This window comes from Mesorhizobium sp. ES1-6, from assembly GCF_020164775.1.
Classification (GTDB): Bacteria; Pseudomonadota; Alphaproteobacteria; order Rhizobiales; family Rhizobiaceae; genus Mesorhizobium.
Map to the genome: position 1 here is coordinate 45,159 of NZ_JAIUGU010000005.1, position 16,285 is coordinate 61,443.

The 16,285-nt window shown below is 63.0% G+C and carries 17 protein-coding genes and 1 pseudogene; 8 read left to right on the forward strand and 10 right to left on the reverse strand.

Annotation, left to right across the window (positions count from 1 at the left end):
• Positions 1-8 precede the first annotated feature (8 nt).
• Entirely contained in the window at positions 9-866 is an 858-nt protein-coding gene (locus LB564_RS14795) for an alpha/beta fold hydrolase (RefSeq protein WP_140704818.1), read from the reverse strand.
• A 152-nt stretch (positions 867-1,018) separates the two neighbouring features.
• Between LB564_RS14795 and LB564_RS14800 the strand changes: the two genes are divergently transcribed.
• The 7 genes and pseudogenes from LB564_RS14800 (at position 1,019) to LB564_RS14830 (ending at position 6,475) form a co-directional block, all read left to right on the forward strand.
• Positions 1,019-1,447, forward strand: a complete 429-nt coding sequence (locus LB564_RS14800) for a MarR family winged helix-turn-helix transcriptional regulator (protein ID WP_140704816.1) — start codon at positions 1,019-1,021, stop codon at positions 1,445-1,447.
• A 237-nt stretch (positions 1,448-1,684) separates the two neighbouring features.
• On the forward strand, positions 1,685-2,326 hold the full coding sequence (locus LB564_RS14805) for a 50S ribosomal protein L25/general stress protein Ctc (RefSeq protein WP_140704814.1): 642 nt from the start codon (positions 1,685-1,687) through the stop codon (positions 2,324-2,326).
• Positions 2,327-2,350: 24 nt separating this feature from the next.
• Positions 2,351-3,073: an aminoacyl-tRNA hydrolase gene (gene pth, locus LB564_RS14810; protein WP_224538790.1), complete on the forward strand. Its 723-nt coding sequence runs from the start codon at positions 2,351-2,353 to the stop codon at positions 3,071-3,073.
• A gap of 96 nt (positions 3,074-3,169) precedes the next feature.
• Positions 3,170-4,273, forward strand: a complete 1,104-nt coding sequence (gene ychF / locus LB564_RS14815; RefSeq protein ID WP_140704810.1) for a redox-regulated ATPase YchF — start codon at positions 3,170-3,172, stop codon at positions 4,271-4,273.
• A gap of 182 nt (positions 4,274-4,455) precedes the next feature.
• A pseudogene (gene corA, locus LB564_RS14820) lies at positions 4,456-5,429 on the forward strand (magnesium/cobalt transporter CorA).
• Positions 5,430-5,543: 114 nt separating this feature from the next.
• On the forward strand, positions 5,544-6,014 hold the full coding sequence (locus tag LB564_RS14825; RefSeq protein ID WP_224538791.1) for a MaoC family dehydratase: 471 nt from the start codon (positions 5,544-5,546) through the stop codon (positions 6,012-6,014).
• Positions 6,011-6,475, forward strand: a complete 465-nt coding sequence (locus LB564_RS14830) for a MaoC family dehydratase (RefSeq protein WP_140704804.1) — start codon at positions 6,011-6,013, stop codon at positions 6,473-6,475. Before LB564_RS14825 ends, LB564_RS14830 begins: the two co-directional genes overlap by 4 nt.
• 35 nt (positions 6,476-6,510) lie before the next feature.
• Here LB564_RS14830 and LB564_RS14835 read toward each other — a convergent pair whose 3' ends face one another.
• From LB564_RS14835 to petA, 5 genes are all read right to left on the reverse strand, one after another.
• Positions 6,511-7,056, reverse strand: coding sequence for an adenine phosphoribosyltransferase (locus tag LB564_RS14835; protein WP_013893474.1), 546 nt, complete (start codon positions 7,054-7,056; stop codon positions 6,511-6,513).
• 229 nt (positions 7,057-7,285) lie between these two features.
• A complete protein-coding gene (locus LB564_RS14840) occupies positions 7,286-7,981 on the reverse strand; it encodes an acid phosphatase (RefSeq protein ID WP_224538793.1) in 696 nt (231 codons plus the stop codon).
• Positions 7,982-8,264: 283 nt separating this feature from the next.
• A complete protein-coding gene (locus LB564_RS14845) occupies positions 8,265-9,122 on the reverse strand; it encodes a cytochrome c1 (protein WP_224538796.1) in 858 nt (285 codons plus the stop codon).
• A gap of 27 nt (positions 9,123-9,149) precedes the next feature.
• On the reverse strand, positions 9,150-10,451 hold the full coding sequence (locus tag LB564_RS14850) for a cytochrome b (RefSeq protein WP_140704798.1): 1,302 nt from the start codon (positions 10,449-10,451) through the stop codon (positions 9,150-9,152).
• Between the two features lie 16 nt (positions 10,452-10,467).
• Positions 10,468-11,028 (reverse strand): ubiquinol-cytochrome c reductase iron-sulfur subunit, encoded by a 561-nt coding sequence (gene petA / locus LB564_RS14855; RefSeq protein ID WP_127276061.1) that lies wholly within the window; start codon positions 11,026-11,028, stop codon positions 10,468-10,470.
• 314 nt (positions 11,029-11,342) lie between these two features.
• Between petA and LB564_RS14860 the strand changes: the two genes are divergently transcribed.
• A complete protein-coding gene (locus tag LB564_RS14860) occupies positions 11,343-11,687 on the forward strand; it encodes a cupin domain-containing protein (protein WP_224538798.1) in 345 nt (114 codons plus the stop codon).
• Between the two features lie 3 nt (positions 11,688-11,690).
• Here the strand turns inward: LB564_RS14860 and LB564_RS14865 are convergent, their stop codons facing one another.
• From LB564_RS14865 to LB564_RS14880, 4 genes are read right to left on the reverse strand one after another with little or no spacing between them, the layout of a single operon-like run.
• Positions 11,691-12,002 (reverse strand): DUF6665 family protein, encoded by a 312-nt coding sequence (locus LB564_RS14865; protein WP_140704794.1) that lies wholly within the window; start codon positions 12,000-12,002, stop codon positions 11,691-11,693.
• A 1-nt stretch (position 12,003) separates the two neighbouring features.
• The gene (locus LB564_RS14870) at positions 12,004-12,495 is read right to left on the reverse strand and encodes a GNAT family N-acetyltransferase (RefSeq protein WP_224538800.1); all 492 of its coding nucleotides are present in this window, start codon (positions 12,493-12,495) and stop codon (positions 12,004-12,006) included.
• A gap of 4 nt (positions 12,496-12,499) precedes the next feature.
• A complete protein-coding gene (locus LB564_RS14875) occupies positions 12,500-14,383 on the reverse strand; it encodes an ABC transporter ATP-binding protein (protein WP_224538802.1) in 1,884 nt (627 codons plus the stop codon).
• Positions 14,384-14,393: 10 nt separating this feature from the next.
• The gene (locus LB564_RS14880; protein WP_224538804.1) at positions 14,394-16,280 is read right to left on the reverse strand and encodes an ABC transporter ATP-binding protein; all 1,887 of its coding nucleotides are present in this window, start codon (positions 16,278-16,280) and stop codon (positions 14,394-14,396) included.
• Positions 16,281-16,285 lie beyond the last annotated feature (5 nt).

The following is a 16,285-nucleotide window of genomic DNA, read 5'->3' on the forward strand; positions in this document are numbered from 1 at the left end:
GGAAGGATTCAGGCCTTGAAGAAGGCCAGCAGGTCGGCGTTGATGACGTCCGCATGCGTCGTGGCCATGCCGTGTGGAAAGCCCTTGTAGACCTTGAGCTCGCCCTTCCTGAGCAGCTTGATCGCCAGCAGCGCCGAATCGGCGATCGGAACGATCTGGTCGTCGTCGCCGTGCATGACCAGCACCGGCACCTCGATCGCCTTCAGATCCTCGGTGAAATCGGTTTCCGAGAAGGCCTTGATGCAATCATAATGCGCCTTGGTGCCACCCATCATGCCCTGGCGGTACCAATTGTCGATCACGCCCTGCGAGACCGCGGCGCCCGGCCGGTTGAACCCGTAGAACGGGCCGGCGGGAACATCCACGTAAAGCTGCGCGCGATTGCCCGCGACGCCGGCGCGGAAGCCGTCGAACACCTCGATGGGAAGGCCGCCGGGATTGGCTGCGGTCTTGAGCATGATCGGCGGCACCGCGCCGAGCAACGCGGCCTTGGCAACCCGGCCGCCCGCTCCATACCGGGCAACATAACGCGCCACTTCGCCGCCGCCGGTCGAATGGCCGACATGGATGGCGTCCCTGAGGTCGAGATGCGCGGCAAGTTCAGCCACGTCGGCGGCATAGGTGTCCATCTCGTTGCCGATATCGGTCTGCGTCGACCGGCCGTGGCCGCGCCGGTCATGGGCGATGACGCGGTAGCCCTGCGCCAGGAAGAACAGCATCTGGGCATCCCAGTCGTCGCCGCTCAGCGGCCAGCCGTGATGGAAGACGATGGGCTGACCGGTTCCCCAGTCCTTGTAATAGATCCGCGTGCCGTCCTTGGTGGTGATCGTGCCGCTGCCTGAGCCGGATTTGGTCTGCGAGGTCATCTCAATCTCCATTTGATTTGATATCGCAATAAACAATATCGCGACATAGACACCGCTAAGGCAGCTCGATCTCCTTGTCCAGAAAAATATGTATCGCGATATCATTTTTCGTGGTACATGTCATGGACGCTTAATCGGCAAAGGAACGCGTCGTGCCTCTTCCGCTGGACAATCAGCTCTGCTTCACCCTCTACGCCACCTCAATGGCGATCAATCGCACCTACAAGCCGATGCTGGACGAGATGGGCATCACCTATCCGCAATATCTCGTGCTCAACGCGCTGGGCGAGGCCGACGGCATGTCTGTCGGCAGGATCGCGCACAGGCTCGCCCTGGAATCGAGCACGGTCACGCCGCTGGTCAAGCGCATGGAACAGGCCGGCCTGGTGACCCGCCAGCGCAGCCAGACCGACGAGCGCCAGGTGCAGGTCGACCTGACGGCAGCCGGCCGCAAGCTGCTTGTCCAGTGCAACTGCCTGAACGAGACACTGGTCGAACGCTCGGGCATGACACTGGCCGAGCTCGACGCCCTGAACCGGCAGGTCCAGGCGCTGTGCGATGCCTTGACTGGCGAGCGGTAGTGGCGGCCCCTCCGGCCGCCGCTTGCGCCCTCGCCCGCCTTCCGCTATAGAGCCGCCACCCGCGTAGACACCCTTGGAGGCAACGCGGCGGAAGGCTGCCTTCCCCTTGTGATCCCGAACAAAGATCCGCTCGCTGCGGTTTCCGGCATTCGGGCATCGAGGTCCGGCGGCTTTCGACGTTTACGGCCTGGCACATCACCAACCGTAGGCGCTCCATAACACGCGAAAGGAAAAACCATGAGCCACGATACTTACGAGCTCAAGGCCGAAGCGCGCGAACAGGTCGGTAAGGGGTCCGCCCGTGCAGTTCGCCGCGATGGTAAAGTGCCTGCAGTGATTTACGGTGACAAGCAGCCTCCCCTGGCGATTGCGCTGAACTACAAGGACGTCTACTACAAGATCCATGGCGGCGGGTTCCTGACCACGGTCGCCACGATCGATGTCGGCGGCAAGAAGATCCAGGTTCTGCCGAAGGATTTTCAGCTCGACCCGGTCAAGGATTTCCCTGTCCATGTCGACTTCCTGCGCATCGGCAAGGATACCGAAGTCAACGTCGATGTTCCCGTGCACTTCATCAATGAAGACAAGTCGCCCGGCATCAAGCGCGGCGGCGTGCTCAACATCGTGCGTCACGAGGTCGAGTTCCACTGCCCGGCCAATGCGATCCCGGAATTCATCACCGTCGATCTCACCGGCGCCGACATCGGCGATTCGATCCACATCTCGGCGGTCAAGCTGCCGGCCGGCGTCAAGCCGGTGATCTCCGACCGCGACTTCACCATCGCGACCGTCGCCGGTTCGTCGGCGATGAAGCCGGAGACGGAAGAGACGGTCGAGGCCGCGGCTCCTGAAGCGGCTCCTGCCGCCGAAGAGAAGTAACTCCTTTTACGCCCGGAGACGACGATGCTTGTATTTGCAGGCCTCGGCAATCCGGGCGCGAAATACGCTGAAAACCGGCACAATGTCGGCTTCATGGCGGCGGACGCTATCGCCCGCCGCCATTCCTTTTCGCCCTGGTCGAAGAAGTTCCAGGGCCTGATCGCCGAAGGCACGCTCGGCGGCGAAAAGATCATCCTGATCAAGCCGCAGACCTTCATGAACCTGTCCGGCCAGTCGGTCGGCGAGGCGCTGCGCTTCTACAAGCTCGCCCCCTCCGCCCTCACCGTCTTCTATGACGAGATCGATCTCGCCGAGGGCAAATTACGCATCAAGTCCGGCGGCGGTGCCGGTGGCCACAACGGCATCCGCTCGATCGACGGCCATGTCGGCAATACCTATCGCCGCGTGCGCATCGGCGTCGGCCATCCCGGCGTCAAGGAAATGGTCCAGCATCATGTGCTGGGCGATTTCGCCAAGGCCGACCGCGAATGGCTCGACCCGCTGCTCGACGCCATCGCCGACAACGTCGCGATGATCGTCAAGGGCGACGAATCCGGCTTCATGAACAAGGCCGCCCTTGCCGTGCAAGGCAAGGCCGGCGCCGAACCGGAAAAGCCGGCGCAAAAACAGGCTCCGAAACAGCAAAGCCATGTCCGCCAGGCGCGGCCGCAGCAAGTGCCCGCCAAGCTGCCCGAGACCGGCCCGATGGCCGCGATGCTGAAGAAACTCTTCGGCAACAAGGACTGAGCCGCGGGACCATCGGCGTTACAGGGCTTGACGTTCCCGACCCCTATCGCCCATAGCCCTCATCAAATTTCGCTTTTCCCGATAGGACCGGACACAATGGGTTTCAAATGCGGCATCGTTGGCTTGCCCAATGTCGGTAAGTCGACGCTCTTCAACGCGCTGACGAGGACGGCAGCCGCGCAGGCCGCCAACTATCCCTTCTGCACCATCGAACCGAATACAGGCGAGGTGGCGGTGCCCGATCCGCGCTTGCGGAAGATCGCCGAGATCGCCAAGTCGAAGGAGATCATCCCGACCCGCATCTCCTTCGTCGACATTGCCGGCCTGGTGCGCGGCGCCTCCAAGGGCGAAGGGCTGGGCAACCAGTTCCTCGCCAACATCCGCGAGGTCGACGCCATCGTGCATGTGCTGCGCTGCTTCGAGGATGACGACATCACCCATGTCGAGGGCCGCATCGACCCGGTCGCCGACGCCGAGACGGTCGAGACCGAACTGATGCTCGCCGACCTCGACAGCCTCGAGCGCCGCATCGTGCAGATCCGCAAGCGCGCCGGCAGCAAGGACAAGGAAGCCACCACGGTGCTGCCGATGATGGAGGCGGCGCTCGAGTTGCTGCAGGCCGGCAAGCCGACCCGCATCCTGCTCAAGGGCATTTCGGCGGAGGACCTGCGCATCCTGCAGGGCCTGAACCTTTTGACCTCACACCCCGTGCTCTATGTCTGCAATGTCGCCGAGGCCGATGCCGCGACCGGCAACGAGCACACCAGGGCCGTGGAAAAGATGGCAACCGCGCAGGGCGCCGGCACGGTGGTGATCTCGGCCGCGATCGAAGCCGAGGTCGCCCAGCTTTCGGACGAGGAAGAGATGGAGTTCCTGTCCTCGCTCGGCCTCGACGAGCCGGGCCTCAACAAGGTCATCCGCGCCGGCTACGACCTGTTGCATCTGATCACCTATTTCACCGCCGGTCCGAAGGAAACGCGCGCCTGGACCATCCACAGGGGCGACAAGGCCCCGCAAGCCGCCGGCGTCATCCACACCGATTTCGAGCGCGGCTTCATCCGCGCCCAGACCATCGCCTACAACGACTATGTCACGCTCGGCGGCGAGGTGGCGGCCAAGGAAGCCGGCAAGGCGCGCGACGAAGGCAAGGAATATGTCGTCCAGGACGGCGACGTGCTGTTGTTCAAGTTCAACACCTGACGGGCTCGACCCCGTGATCAGCCACGCTGGCTGGCTACGGCTTTTTGCCCTGCCTTGACCTTGTCACATCGCGGGTCTAATCGGCTGCTGCACGCGGTCGGCGCTCTCGTCGAAAGGGCCTGCCCTGTGAAATCCGACACGATGCGTCTATCCGAGCGCAGCTTTGGCAGGGAAATCTGGCGATGATCAAAGCCTTCGCCGTCGACAATGATCGCCTGCGCCTCACCGACGATTTCGCGGCGGATGGCGACAAGATCGTCTGGGCCGATCTCTTCAATCCGACCAAGGAGGAAGAGGCCACCATCGAAAGCTGGCTCGGCGTCGCCATCCCGACCCGCGAGGAGATGGAGGAGATCGAGATTTCCAGCCGCCTCTACATCGAGGACGGCGCCTATTTCATGACCGCCACCCTGCCCGCGCAGACCGAGGTCGACGATCCCCTGATGTCGCCGGTCACCTTCGCGCTCGCCGGCACAAGGCTGATCACCATTCGCTATCATGAACCCAAGGCCTTCAAGACCTTCCCGCTACGCGCCGAAAAGGTGGCGACCGGCTGCACCAGCGGCGACACCATCCTGATCGGCCTGCTGGAAGCGATCGTCGACCGTCTCGCCGACATACTGGAGCGCGCCGGCCGGGACGTGGAAGTGATTTCGCGCGATATTTTCGAAGCACGTTCGACCAAGGTGTCGAAGCGCAACCGCGACTTCCAGGAACTGCTGAAAGCGATCGGCCGCAAGGAAGACATCGCCTCCTCCATCCGCGACAGCCTGATCTCGCTGCAGCGCCTGGCGGGTTTCCTCGCCCATGTCGCGACCCAGACCAAGATGAGCAAGGATGTGCGCGCCCGCATCAAGACGCTGTCGCGCGACGTGCTGTCGCTCGCCGACCACGCCACCTTCCTGTCGCAGAAGATCTCCTTCCTGCTCGACGCCACGCTCGGCATGATCTCGATCGAGCAGAACGCCATCATCAAGATCTTCTCGGTCGCCGCCGTCATCTTCCTGCCGCGACACTCGTCGCCTCGATCTACGGCATGAATTTCGACGTCATTCCCGAGCTGAAATGGGAGTTCGGCTATCCCTTCGCCATCGCCATGATGATCCTGTCGGCGATCCTGCCCTTCTGGTATTTCCGCCGCCGCGGCTGGCTCTGACCACCGCCGCCGGCGCCGGCTGCTCCAGGCTGGCTCACCAGAAAGGACTTGACCAAAACGCCGCCGGCCTGCATCCGGGTTGCCCGATCCTTGGGATTCAACCGGATTGCCGACATGACCGCAAAGACATGGGCCTATGAGGATTTCGTCGAGGGTGCCTCGTTCGACCTCGGCGCCAAACAGGTAAGCGCGGCGGAGATTATCGAATTCGCCAGCGAATTCGATGCCCAGCCGATGCATCTCGACGAGCAAGCCGGCAAGGCCAGCATCCTCGGTGGCCTCTCGGCCTCGGGCTGGCACACATGCGCCATGTTCATGCGCATGCTGTGCGATGCCTTCCTGCTGGACTCCACCTGCCAGGGCGCGCCCGGCGTCGATCAGGTCAAGTGGAAGAAGCCGGTGCTGGCCGGCGATACGCTGCGGGGCAACCTCGTGGTCCTGGCCAGGCGCCTGTCGAAATCCAAGCCCCAACTGGGCTTCGTCACCATGCGCAGCGAACTGGTCAACCAACGCGGCGAAAGCGTTTTCGAGTTGGAGAACTACGTCATGTTCCTGACACGCGATGCCGCGGGTAACCTGTCATGACCTTGGACGAATTCTTCCGCATCGGCACCACGGTGACGCTGGGCTCGCACACATTCGAGGCCGACGCGATCAAGGCGTTCGCCCGCAAGTACGACCCGCAGATCTTCCACATCGACGAGGAAGCCGCCCGGAAAAGCGTGCTCGGCGGGCTTTGCGCCTCCGGCTGGCACACCGCCGCCACCTGGATGAAGCTGAACCTGGAGACCCGCCTGGACGCCGAAGGCTGGGACGGCGCGGTGCCCGAATTCGGCCCCTCGCCCGGCTTCAAGAACCTGAAGTGGCTGAAACCCGTTTATGCCGGGCAAACCATCACTTTCACGCGCACCGCGCTTTCCCACCGCCCGATCGCGTCGCGCCCGGGCTGGCGGCTGCTGGCGCTGCTCTGCGAGGCCTCCGATTCGAACGGCGCCAAGGTGCTGGAGTTCGAAAGCGCCGTGCTGGTGAAGGTGAGTAGTGAGTAGTGAGTGAGCGCAACGCTTATTCACTATTCCCTACACTAATGCCCCTCGAACCCGATCAGCGTCCTCACCGGAACACCCAGCGCTTCGAGCTTGGCGCGTCCACCCAGATCCGGCAGGTCGATGACGAAGCAGGCGGCGAGGATGTCCGCGCCGATCTGGCGCAGCAGCTTGACCGCCGCTTCCGCCGTGCCGCCGGTGGCGATGAGGTCGTCGACAAGGATCACCTTCTCGCCGGGCGCGACGCCGTCCTTGTGCATCTCCATCTCGTCCAGCCCGTATTCCAGGCTGTAGGCGACGCGCACCGTCTCATAGGGCAGCTTGCCCTTCTTGCGGATCGGCACGAAGCCGGCCGAGAGCTGGTGCGCGACGGCGCCGCCAAGGATGAAGCCCCGCGCCTCGATGCCGGCGATCTTGTCGATCTTCTGCCCGGCATAGGGATGCACCAGCTCGTCGATGGCGCGGCGGAAGGCGCGCGCATTGCCGAGCAGCGTGGTGATGTCGCGAAACAGGATGCCGGGCTTGGGATAGTCCGGAATGGTGCGGATCGACGCCAGCAGCGTGTCTTCGAGAGAAGGTTTCATGAAGCGGCTCCGAATGATCCGGCTGACAAAGTAAACGGCGCGGGGCCGATCGTAACCCGGCGCGACCGACAACGGCTAGCGCGATGTGGCGGCCGAAACAAGCGCATCCGGCAAAGGATTTGATCAGGGCCCGGGAGCAGACGTCGGCGATTTTTCCTGCCGTTGGCGCAGCCACGAAAAAGGGGCGCCCGAAGGCGCCCCGCTCGAACGGATGGTTATTTGCCAAACCCTACATGCCGAGATCGGACCGAAGCTCGGCCCTGGCCACTTCGTACTCGGCCTTGAAATCCTCCCGGTTGAGCAGGACCGCGGCGATGACGCTGCCGGAAATCTTGCCCATCTCGACGTCGGACGGATAATGGATGCCGCCGACGATTCGGTTGTGGGCGAACTCGGCCGCGCGGGCCATGATCTCGGCGCGCTTTTCCGGAACCATGTCGGACAGGATGATGCCCATCATCGTGCCGACGGTCGCGTGCCCTGACGGCCAGGAACCGGAGCTCGACAGCTTGACCACCGGCTTGACGAGATCGCTGAGTTGATGCGGGCGCGGTCGCTTCCAGACATCCTTTGCCGGGTCGACGACGGCGCCTTCGGTCTCCACCACGCGATCGAAGAAGGCGCTGAATTTCGGCAGCTTGTCCTTGTTGAAATTCGGCCCCATGACATCGGCGAAACGCCAGACGTTTTCCTCGGCATCGGCGATGGCGCGAGCTTCCATTTCGGGCGTGCGCGTGACCTGCATGGTCAGCACCTCGCCAAGCTCGGCCTTGGTCTGCGCCGAATCATTGGCCGGCGGCGGCGGCAGGATCATCGTCAGGTCGACATCCTTGTTGGTGATGAACGGTTTTGCGTCTTCGGCACGGGCCGCGGAGCCGACGACAAGCAGCAGCAGGCCTGCCGCGAGCGATGCGTATCTTTTCATGGGCGTGATCCTTTGATGAGAGCGCCGCAGGATCGCGATGTGCGGTGACGGCCATGTGACACCGCCGAGGCGTGGTGGTGTAATCCACCTCAAAAGCAGAAAGGGCGCCTCTCGACGCCCCACATTGTGCATTGAACGGCCAAGGCCTTTTGAGATTCAGGTCAGGCCGAGTCGAAAACGATGGTTTCCGAGAACCGGAGCGGAGCGTACTTGAAGTACGTGAGCACCGGAAGCGCAGGAAGCCATCGTTTGCAGACCGGCCTCACCTGAAGGTCAACAGGCCTTAGTGGGCGACGGCTTCCCAGACCTTGCGCTTGGTCAGATAGACCAGGGCGCCGAACAGAAGCAGGAACACCAGCACGCGGAAGCCGGTCTTCTTGCGGGCTTCCATGTGCGGCTCGGCCGCCCAGGCCAGGAAGGTCGACACATCACGGGCGTACTGGTCGACGGTTTGCGGCGAACCGTCGTCATAGGTCACCTGGCCGTCGGAGAGCGGCTTGGGCATCTTCAGCGACACGCCCGACATGAAGTACGGGTTGTAATGCGTGCCTTCGGGAATGACCATTCCGGCCGGCGGCTTCTCGTCATAGCCGGTCAGGAGCGAATGGATGTAGTCGGGGCCGCCCGCGTCATACTGGGTGAAGATGTCGAAGACGAACTGCGGAAAACCCCGTTCCACGCCGCGCGCCTTGGCCAGCAGCGACATGTCGGGCGGTGCCGCGCCGCCATTGGAGGCAGCCGCGGCTTCCTCGTTGGCGAACGGCGCCGGGAAATGGTCCGACGGCTTGCCGGGACGGTCGAACATGTCGCCAGCATCGTTGGGACCGTCATGGATGGTGTATTCGGCCGCGAACGTCTTGACCTGGGCGTCGCTGTAGCCGAGGTCCGACAGCGTGCGGAACGCCACAAGGTTCATCGAATGGCAGGCCGAGCAGACTTCCTTGTAGACCTTCAGGCCGCGCTGCAGCTGTGCCTTGTCATAAGTGCCGAACGGGCCAGTGAAGCTCCAGCTCATTTCCTTCGGTTCGTGGATCGGGAAATGCGTCGGAGCCGCCGCGTCGTGCGCCTCTTCGGCCGCGTAGGCGGCGGTGCCGGCGGCCACAAGGCCGATCAGCGCCAGCGAGGTGAGAATCTTTTTCATGCCAAATCCCCTTAGATTCTCTACCGCTCAGCCCTTGGTCTCAGGTGCTGCCGTGGCGCCCGCCGGATGCCCGCTGCCGCCCTTGTTCTTCTCGAGCACCGCTTCGGTGATCGAGTTGGGCAGCCTGCGCGGCGTCTCGATCAGGCCGAGCACCGGCAGGACGATCAGGAAGAAGGCGAAGTAGAACAGTGTCGCCATCTGCGCCATGAACACATAGCTGCCTTCCGCCGGCTGCGAGCCCAGCCAGCCAAGCAGGATGGCATCGGCAACGAACAGCCAGAAGAACAGCTTGTACCAGGGCCTGTAGACCGCCGAGCGCACCTTGGAGGTGTCGAGCCACGGCACCAGGAACAGCATGACGATGGCGCCGAACATGCACAGCACGCCGCCGAGCTTGGAATTGATCGGCCCGATGTTGAAGGTGATGGCGCGCAGGATCGCGTAGAACGGCAGGAAGTACCATTCCGGCACGATATGGGCTGGCGTCTTCAGCGGGTTGGCGACGATGTAGTTGTCGGCGTGGCCGAGATAGTTCGGCAGGAAGAAGATGAAATAGGCGAAGATGAACAGGAACACGATCATGCCGAACGCGTCCTTGATGGTCGCGTAGGGCGTGAAGGCGACGGTGTCGGTCTTCGACTTGACCTCGATGCCGGTCGGGTTCGACTGGCCCACGACATGCAGCGCCCAGACGTGCAGCACGACGACGCCGGCGATCATGAACGGCAAGAGATAATGCAGCGCGAAGAAGCGGTTCAGCGTCGGGTTGTCGACGGCGAAGCCGCCGAGCAGCAACTGCTGGATCCAGTCACCGACCAGCGGAATCGCGCTGAAGAAGCCGGTGATGACGGTGGCGCCCCAGAAGCTCATCTGCCCCCAAGGCAGCACGTAGCCCATGAAGCCGGTCGCCATCATCAGCAGATAGATGATGCAGCCCAGGATCCACAGCAGTTCGCGCGGCGCCTTGTAGGAGCCGTAATAAAGACCGCGGAAGATATGCAGGTAGACCGCGATGAAGAAGAACGAGGCGCCGTTGGCATGCATGTAGCGCAACAGCCAGCCGGAATTGACGTCGCGCATGATCTTCTCGACCGAATTAAAGGCGAGAGCGCTGTCCGACGTATAGTGCATCGCCAGCACGATGCCGGTCAGGATCTGCGACACCAGCATGATCGCCAGGATGCCGCCGAAGGTCCACATATAGTTCAGGTTGCGCGGCACCGGATAGGCGATGAAGCTGTCATAGACCATCCTGGGCAGCGGCATGCGGGCGTCGAACCAGCGTTCGATACCGGTCTTCGGCGTATAGGTCGAGTGTCCCTCGCTCATCGAAATATCCCCTGCCTCAACCGATAAGGAGTTTGGTATCGGAAATGAATTTGAATACCGGAATCGCCATGTTCTCCGGCGCCGGGCCTTTGCGGATGCGGCCAGCGGTGTCGTATTGCGAGCCGTGGCACGGGCAGAACCAGCCGCCGAAATCGCCTTCCTGGCCGAGTGGAATGCAGCCCAGATGCGTGCAGACCTGAACCATCACCATCCAGGCTTCCTTGCCGGGCGTGGTGCGGTTGGCATCGGTCGCCGGCGCATCGGACGGCAAATTGGCGTTGCGGGCGATCGGATCCTTGAGATCGGAGAGGCTGACGGCCTCGCCGTCCTTCATTTCCTTTTCGGTGCGGTTGCGCACCACGACCGGCTTGCCGCGCCACTTGACGATCAGCGAGCTGCCAGGCGTCAGCGAGGAGACGTCGACCTCGACCGAAGCGAGCGCCAGCGTCGAGGCGTCAGGGCGCATCTGGTCGATGAACGGCCAGGCGACGGCACCGGCGCCGACCACGGCGGCCATGCCGGTGGCGACGTAGAGAAAATCTCGACGATTGGGATCGTGGATGTCGGTTGCGCTCACGGGTGCCTGATCCTTTCGCCTCTTCCGCGCCGGTGGCCGAGCCTTGTTCCCCGCTCAATCACGCCAACCCGACAGCGCATGGCGAACAGGCTAGCGAATTCCTCCGGCATTTGGACTTCGGTTTATGCGTGAAGCCCGTTTTTGTCCAGACGGGTCAAGGCACAAGGGCAGATTGTCGCGGGGACAGAATACCCTATCGCGCGACAAGGCGGCGAATGGCCGCGAAGGACGGCTAAACAACCGGGAAACAACCGCAAATCCGGCATCTCTGTTTACCTCGACACAGGATGTCGGTGTGATCTATCTTCCCCGTCATGGCGCATGTCATCGATCGCGAGGAATGGGCTGTTCGTCCCGACCGCTGGAAGGGCGAACTGCAGTGCGGCGTCTACGGTTCCAACTCCTGCCTGATCTTCAATCATCTGCCCGACACAGGCGGCGGCCCGCGGCTGCATTCCCATCCCTATGCGGAGATCTTCATCATCCGCCAGGGCAGCGCCCTGTTCACGGTCGGCGACCAGGAAATCGAGGCCTCCGCCGGCCAGATTGTCATCGTGCCGCCCAACACGCCACACAAATTCACCAATCTCGGCCCCGGCCCGCTGGAAACGACCGACATCCACGAGAACGGCACGTTCATCACCGAATGGCTGGAGTGATCCTTACGTCGCTCCCAACCGGACAAGGACCGCCCTGGGGATGTTGTATTCGCGGATGACGGCATCGTGCTTTCGAAAGCCGCACAGTTCGCGCTGGATGAAATAGGCGTGGACGGCCACGGCGGCCTCCTTGAGAAGAAGGGGACGCAGGTCCTCCTCGGCATTGCTGGCCAGCCGGGCCAGCGTTTCCTCCACCTTTTGACCGGCGCGCCCGAGAGCGGCCGCTTTTTCCGCCAGGATTTCATGGCCGAGCGCATCGAAGGCGGCTTCGGCAGCGGTAGCGCCGGCAAGATGAGACGGTGGACGCAAGGACATTTCAGCCCCCTTTCCCGAAAATCATGCGATGGGTGACGAATTCTTCGCCTTCCACGCGTTGAAAGCCAAGCCGTTCGTAAAAACCGAAGGCTTCCGGGGGCGCGCGGGTGTTCAAGACTGAAAAATACTGACGAGCCCTGTCGGCAACGGTTTCCACCAGCATGCGGCCAAGGCCGTTGCGGCGGTGGCGCGCGCTGACGAACAGGTGACGGACCCGGCCCTGGTCCCTGCCCTCGAAATAGGGATCGATGTTCAGCCCGCACACGCCGGCGAGTTCCCGGCCATGCCATGCCCCGAACAGCGCCTCGCCCCGCTTCAGGAACTTGTTGCGGCCGCTTGCCCAGCCATCGCTCAGGCGCACCAGCATCCAGTAGCCCTCCAGCCGGCTCTCATCCTTCAACGTGTCGAAGGCCGGCGCGGTTGGCCGCAAACGCTTGAGCACATAGCCCGTCTCTGGGCCGATTCCTGGGCTGACCTCTGGCGATCCACCCATGCGCCTACTCCGCCGGCCGCGTCTCTTCGAGCACGCTTTCCTCGTGATAGAGGAAGCCGCCCGACTGGCGCTTCCACAGCCGGGCATAGAGCCCGTCGAGCGCCACCAGCTCGTCATGCGTGCCTTGCTCGACGATGCGGCCGCCGTCGAGCACCACCAGGCGGTCGAGTGCCGCGATCGTCGACAGCCGATGGGCGATGGCGATCACGGTCTTGTTCTCCATCAGCCGCGTCAGGTTCTCCTGGATCGCCGCCTCGATGTCGGAATCGAGCGCCGACGTCGCCTCATCGAGGATCAGGATCGGCGCGTCCTTGAGGAAGACGCGGGCGATCGCCACGCGCTGGCGCTGGCCGCCCGACAGTTTCACGCCGCGCTCGCCGACAAAGGCCTCGTAGCCGGCGCGATCGCGGTTGTCGCGCAAGGTCAGGATGAACTCGTGCGCCTCGGCTTTTTTCGCCGCCGCGATCACCTCGGCGTCCGTCGCGTCGGGCATGCCGAGCTTGATGTTGTCGCGCAGCGAACGGTGGAAAAGCGCGGTGTCCTGGCTAACGACGCCGATATTGGCGCGCAGCGAATTCTGCGTCACATCAGAGACGTTCTGGCCGTCGATGGTGATCTCGCCGCTTTCGAGGTCGTAGAGGCGCAGGATCAGATTGGCCAGCGTCGTCTTGCCGGCGCCTGACGGGCCGACCAGCCCGACCTTCTCACCCGGCTTGACGACGAGGTCGATGCCGTTGAGCACGCCGAACCCCTTGCCGTAGTGGAACTCGACATTCCTGACGTCGATGCGCCCGCCCGTCACGACCAGCTCTTTCGCGTCCGGCGTATCGGTCAGCCCGAGCGGCTGCGAGATCAGCGCCTTGGAGTTTTCCAATACGCCGAGATTGCGCAAGATGCCGTTCATCTGCATCATCAGCCGGCCAAGCAGCATGTTGAGCCGCAGCACCAGGCTGAGCGTGAAGGCGACGGCGCCAACGGTGATCGAGCCCTCGACCCAGAGATAGACGGCAAAGCAGCCGATCGCCGTGATCATGATGCCCGACAGCGTCGTCAGCGCCATGCGCACGCCGGTCAATCGGCGGGTGAAGGGCCGCAATGCGTCGAGATAGATGTCAAAACCGTTCCGGATGTAGCGGTCGTCGCCGTCGGCCGCGAACAGTTTCAGCGTCTGCACGTTGGAGTAGGAATCGACGATGCGGCCATTGATCATGGAACCCGCCTCGGCGGTCGCCTCGGCGTGCTTGCGGATCGCTGGCAGATAGAGCTTGGCCAGAAAGCCGAAAGCGGTGATCCAGACCACCACCAGCGCCGCCAGCCTGAGGTCGAGCCCGGCGACCAGCGCCAGCGTCGTCACCGTATAGACGACCATGAACCAGACGACCTCGATGAAGCTTTCCATCAGGTCGCCGGTCGCCTGCCCCGCCTGCCAGACCTTGGTGGCGATGCGGCCGGCGAAATCGTTCTGGAAGAAGGCGTAGGACTGGCGCGAGACATGCCGGTGCGCCTGCCAGCGCACCAGATTGTAGAAGCCGGGCGTGATCGTCTGTTCGTCGACCAGGGCCGACAGGCCGACGACGATGGTGCGGATGACCAGTACCACGACGACCATGAACACCAGTTCGGGGCCGGCGGCGGTCCACAGTGCGTGCCAGCTGCGCTCGCCGGGCAATTGATCGAGAATATCGACCAGCCGCCCGACGAAATAGAACAGGCCGGCCTCGACCAGCGGCGCGATGCCGCCGATGACCAGCATGGCGAAGAAGGCGAACTTCGCTTGCCCAACATAGTGCCAGAGGAAGCCCGTGATGCTGGCCGGTGGCCGAAGATTCGCCGGCTCCCTGAACGGGTAGACCCAGGTCTCGAACCAGCGGTAGACGGCTGTCATCATGCGGCGGCCATCATTCTGCGGCTTGCCCCTTTGCTATTGCGTCATTGGCGGCTTCGACTGGGACGTCATCGAGCAGGAACCCACCCGACTGGCGCTGCCAGAGCTGCGCGTAGAGTCCGCCTCCGGCGACCAGTTCCTCGTGCGAGCCCTCCTCGATGACGCGACCCTGGTCCATCACGACGAGCCTGTCCATCGCCGCGATGGTCGACAGCCGGTGCGCGATGGCGATGACGGTCTTGCCTTGCATGAGCTTGTAGAGGTTCTCCTGGATGGCGGCTTCCGCCTCGGAATCGAGCGCCGACGTCGCCTCGTCAAGGATAAGTATGGGCGCGTCCTTCAACATAACGCGAGCAATGGCGATGCGTTGCCGTTGACCGCCGGACAGTTTGACGCCGCGGTCGCCCACATAGGCGTCGAACCCCTTGCGTCCATGATGGTCCGAAAGTCCTGATATGAAATCCATCGCCTCGGCCCGCCGCGCCGCCTCGAGCAGCATCTCGTCGGTGGCATCGGGCCGGCCATAGAGGATATTTTCGCGCACCGAACGATGCAGCAGCGAGGTATCCTGCGTGACCATCCCGATCTGCGCGCGCAGCGAATCCTGTTTCACGCCGGCGATCTCCTGGCCGTCGATCAGGATCCGGCCGCTTTCCAGGTCGTAGAAGCGCAGCAAGAGATTGACCAGCGTCGACTTGCCGGCGCCCGAGCGGCCGACAATGCCGACCTTCTCGCCCGGCTTGACCACCAGCGACAGGTTTTCGATGACGCCTTTCTGCTTGCCGTAATGGAAGCGGATATCCTCGAAGCGGATATCGCCTTCGGAAACGATGATCTCCTTGGCATCCGGCCTGTCCTCGACTAGGCGCGGCAACGAAATCGAGGCAATGCCGTCCTGCACCGTGCCGATATTCTCGAACAGGCTCGACATTTCCCACATGATCCACTGCGACATGCCCCACATCCGGAGCACCAGACCGATGACCACGGCGACCGCACCGATCGTCACCACTTGCCCCATCCACAGCCACAGCGAGATGGCGGTGACCGAGAACAGCAGCAGCGCGTTCAGTATGTAGAGCGAGCCGAACAGCAGCGTCACCAGCCGCATCGACCGGTAGACCGTATCGAGGAAGCCCATCATGCCGTCCCTGGCGAAGGCGGCCTCGCGGCGTGAATGGGAAAACAGCTTGACCGTCTGGATGTTGGTGTAGCTGTCGACGACGCGGCCGGTCATGGTCGAGCGCGCATTCGCCTGCTCCTCCCCGACCTTGCCCAGTCGCGGGATGAAGAAGCGCAGCAACAGGATATATCCGACCATCCAGACGCCAAGTGGCGCCGCCAGCCGCCAGTCGGCCGAACCGACAATCAACAGCATGCCGAGGAAATAGACGACGACGTAGTTCAGGACGTCGATCACCTTGATGACGCATTCGCGCACGGCAAGCGCGGTCTGCATCAGCTTTGTGGCGATGCGGCCGGCGAACTCGTCCTGGTAGAAGCTCATCGATTGCTTGAGCAGGTAGCGGTGCACCTGCCAGCGGATGCGCATGGGGTAATTGCCCATCAGCGTCTGCTGGTTGAGCAGCGAATGCAGCCAAACCGTGCCGGGCAGCGCAAACAATACGATGAAGGCCATGCCGGCGAGCTTCCAGCCTTCCGTCTGCAGGAAGGTCTCGCGGTTCTGGCCCGACAGCCAGTCGACGATGCGGCCGAGGAAGCCGAACATCCACACTTCCGCGATGGCGATGGCCGCGACCAGCACCGCATCGACAAGAATATAGGGCCATGCCCCGCGCGTATAATGCAGGCAGAAGGCAACCAGCGTCCTGGGCGGCTCGACCGGCTCCGCTACCGGAAACGGATCGAGCCTTCTTTCAAACCAACTAAACAACAACATAGGTC

Excerpts from the sequence above, each read along its gene's own strand:
- LB564_RS14875 (WP_224538802.1), bottom strand. The coding sequence starts at position 14,383 with ATGATGACAGCCGTCTACCGCTGGTTCGAGACCTGGGTCTACCCGTTC.
- LB564_RS14870 (WP_224538800.1), bottom strand. The coding sequence starts at position 12,495 with ATGGGTGGATCGCCAGAGGTCAGCCCAGGAATCGGCCCAGAGACGGGC.
- LB564_RS14830 (WP_140704804.1), top strand. The coding sequence starts at position 6,011 with ATGACCTTGGACGAATTCTTCCGCATCGGCACCACGGTGACGCTGGGC.
- LB564_RS14840 (WP_224538793.1), bottom strand. The coding sequence starts at position 7,981 with ATGAAAAGATACGCATCGCTCGCGGCAGGCCTGCTGCTGCTTGTCGTC.
- LB564_RS14795 (WP_140704818.1), bottom strand. The coding sequence starts at position 866 with ATGACCTCGCAGACCAAATCCGGCTCAGGCAGCGGCACGATCACCACC.
- LB564_RS14865 (WP_140704794.1), bottom strand. The coding sequence starts at position 12,002 with ATGTCCTTGCGTCCACCGTCTCATCTTGCCGGCGCTACCGCTGCCGAA.
- LB564_RS14845 (WP_224538796.1), bottom strand. The coding sequence starts at position 9,122 with ATGAAAAAGATTCTCACCTCGCTGGCGCTGATCGGCCTTGTGGCCGCC.
- pth (WP_224538790.1), top strand. The coding sequence starts at position 2,351 with ATGCTTGTATTTGCAGGCCTCGGCAATCCGGGCGCGAAATACGCTGAA.
- ychF (WP_140704810.1), top strand. The coding sequence starts at position 3,170 with ATGGGTTTCAAATGCGGCATCGTTGGCTTGCCCAATGTCGGTAAGTCG.
- LB564_RS14835 (WP_013893474.1), bottom strand. The coding sequence starts at position 7,056 with ATGAAACCTTCTCTCGAAGACACGCTGCTGGCGTCGATCCGCACCATT.
- LB564_RS14825 (WP_224538791.1), top strand. The coding sequence starts at position 5,544 with ATGACCGCAAAGACATGGGCCTATGAGGATTTCGTCGAGGGTGCCTCG.
- LB564_RS14805 (WP_140704814.1), top strand. The coding sequence starts at position 1,685 with ATGAGCCACGATACTTACGAGCTCAAGGCCGAAGCGCGCGAACAGGTC.
- LB564_RS14850 (WP_140704798.1), bottom strand. The coding sequence starts at position 10,451 with ATGAGCGAGGGACACTCGACCTATACGCCGAAGACCGGTATCGAACGC.
- LB564_RS14860 (WP_224538798.1), top strand. The coding sequence starts at position 11,343 with ATGGCGCATGTCATCGATCGCGAGGAATGGGCTGTTCGTCCCGACCGC.
- LB564_RS14880 (WP_224538804.1), bottom strand. The coding sequence starts at position 16,280 with ATGTTGTTGTTTAGTTGGTTTGAAAGAAGGCTCGATCCGTTTCCGGTA.